At 65.9% G+C, this 2204-nt stretch carries 3 protein-coding genes; all 3 read right to left on the minus strand.

What is annotated here, in order from left to right; all coding sequences use genetic code 11:
- Nucleotides 1-108: 108 nt before the first annotated feature.
- A complete protein-coding gene (locus ACERMF_RS17680; RefSeq protein ID WP_373670472.1) occupies nucleotides 109-816 on the minus strand; it encodes a GAF and ANTAR domain-containing protein in 708 nt (235 codons plus the stop codon).
- A gap of 485 nt (nucleotides 817-1301) precedes the next feature.
- A complete protein-coding gene (locus ACERMF_RS17685; RefSeq protein WP_373670473.1) occupies nucleotides 1302-1460 on the minus strand; it encodes an ANTAR domain-containing protein in 159 nt (52 codons plus the stop codon).
- Nucleotides 1457-1951 (minus strand): GAF domain-containing protein, encoded by a 495-nt coding sequence (locus ACERMF_RS17690; RefSeq protein ID WP_373670474.1) that lies wholly within the window; start codon nucleotides 1949-1951, stop codon nucleotides 1457-1459. The genes ACERMF_RS17685 and ACERMF_RS17690 overlap by 4 nt, the downstream gene beginning before the upstream one ends.
- Between the last annotated feature and the right edge of the window lie 253 nt (nucleotides 1952-2204).

Consider the following 2204-nt stretch of genomic DNA (forward strand, 5'->3'; position numbering starts at 1 on the left):
TGTTACTGGACTCCCGGTCGGACGGAAGTCCGTTTCGGCTGACAGCGGCGCAGCCACGTTTCCGGGGTGCGGCGCTGGCGTGAGCCCGGGCGGATGGCCGGGGTGAGATCAGTCGCGTAGTTTGCCCGACTCCGCAACTTGTTCGGCGAGGGCGCGGACCGTGGTCTTGCGGTCGTTGGCAGTGTCGCGCAGCATCTGGAAGGCCTCATCGGCGCTGACATCATGCCGCTCCATGAGAATGCCTTTGGCCAGACCGATGACGTCGCGGGACCGCACGGCCTGTTCGAGTCCCGTCTCGGTGATAGCTGCCTTCAACGCAACCGCCGCGTGGGAGGCGAAGACCTGTCCCAGCGCCCGCGCTTGGGCATCGAAGGCGTGAGCGCGGGAGGAGAACATGTTCAACGACCCAAAGGTCTCTTCACCGTTGGAGATGAGGAACAACCGGAAGCTGATACTCGAGCGAAGATCGAGTTCGAGGACAGCTTCGCGCCACTTGGGCCAGCGTTGCTCCTCAGCGAGGTCGTCGATGACGATGGTTTCGTGTACAGAGATGGCTTCCAGACAAGGGCCCTGGTTGTGTCGGTACTGAGCCCAATCGGCCTCGAACACGGTGCGGTTCGACCACACCGGTGTCGACAGGGCACGTCCCCGGATGAAGCTGATGCTGGCGCCCTCGCACGGGTCGATGTACTCGACGCCGAGGTCAACGACGCGCTGTAGCGTCTCGTCGAGGCCCGGTGCCGCGGCCAGCCTGCGAGCAATCTGGGCGACCGTCTCGAGCGCAGCCTCCCCAGCAAGCATCTTTGGGTCGGACACGCTCCACACCTCTCGAAGTTTCGCTCTCCAGCCTCGTCACCGTAACACCGAGGCCTGGTACGCAGGCGGGCCATCACACCGGTCGAGGCATCGACCGCCGGCGGCTCGCAACGGTTGCCGCCCGGGCTGGGCTCGAGACGATCGTACGAAGCCGACGATTGGCGGTGGCTTGGGCGGTCCGGTCGCCCTGATTGCCCCTGATGTGCTCGACGCTTCGCACGGGGCGCCGTTCAGCAAAGAGCGAGGTGACCAGAGAGGCCTCGCTGTGCGCGCCAGCGGGGTCTCTCGCCTGCCACAATGATCCACACTCCACCGGGCGCAACTTCCGCGGCGCGATGGCCACGATGGCTGGAACGGCCCGTCGACGAGAAGGTGGCCTGCTACGGACCCGAGGGTCGTGGCGGCGCTCCGCTTTCCGGCCGAGGGCCGCTACCTGGTCGATGCAGGCACCCGGCCGGTCCGTGCGATCTCTTCGGCCAGTGCAGTCAGCTTGCGGTTGTGGTGTTGCGAAAGGTGTTTGAGGACTCGAAGGCCATCTCGGCCGTCAACCGGCGGCGGGCCATCAGCACGCCCTTCGCTTGTCCGATGACGTCGCGTGACTTGAGCGCCGTCTCGAGGCCGGCCTCGATCAGCGCGGCTTTCATGGCCACCGACGCCTGCGCACAAACACTTGCCCGAGGAGCTGCGAGCGGCGGGCGAACGCGTTTGGCTGCCTGGAGTACATGTTGAGTGCGCCCAGCGAGTCGTCGGTGACGAACAGCCGAAAGCTGATCATCGAGCGCACCCCGAGCTCCAGCGCCTTCGCGCGGTAGTCGGGCCAACGTTGTTCAAGCTCGAGGTCGTCGATCACGATCGTCTCGTGCTGCTCGATCGCTCCCAGGCACGGTCCTTGACCGGTGGCGTACTGCGCCAGGTCGCTCTCGTACGCCACCGACGAGGAATACGCAGGCGAATGGACTACGCCGCCCCGACCGACCAGCATCATGCTGACGCCATCACAGTGTTCGAGGATGTCCTCGCCGAGGTCGACGATGCGCTGCAAGGTCGCCTGCAGGCCGTCTGCGACGGACAACTCCCGCGCTATGACACCGATGCGTTCGAGCAGCTGCTCATCAGGACTGTGCTCGTCGATCACCGGTCCACCTCCACTGGAACTGCCCGCATCGTACGTCTCCCCCGCGACAGCCACCCGGAGCAGCGCCCTCGAAGGTCGCTCACGAATGCTGGCGCTGCGGCGGCGGGTGAGCGGGACCGGACGTGCAGCCCATCGTCACGGACAGCGCTATAGCAGCGCTGGGGAGACCTTTCCGCGGCCGCGGCAACCGCTACGCAAACCGTCCGGGTGGAACGACCCACACGGCGACAACCGCCGCATCAACCTGGCGACT

This window comes from Egicoccus sp. AB-alg6-2 (genome assembly GCF_041821025.1).
GTDB lineage: Bacteria > Actinomycetota > Nitriliruptoria > Nitriliruptorales > Nitriliruptoraceae > Egicoccus.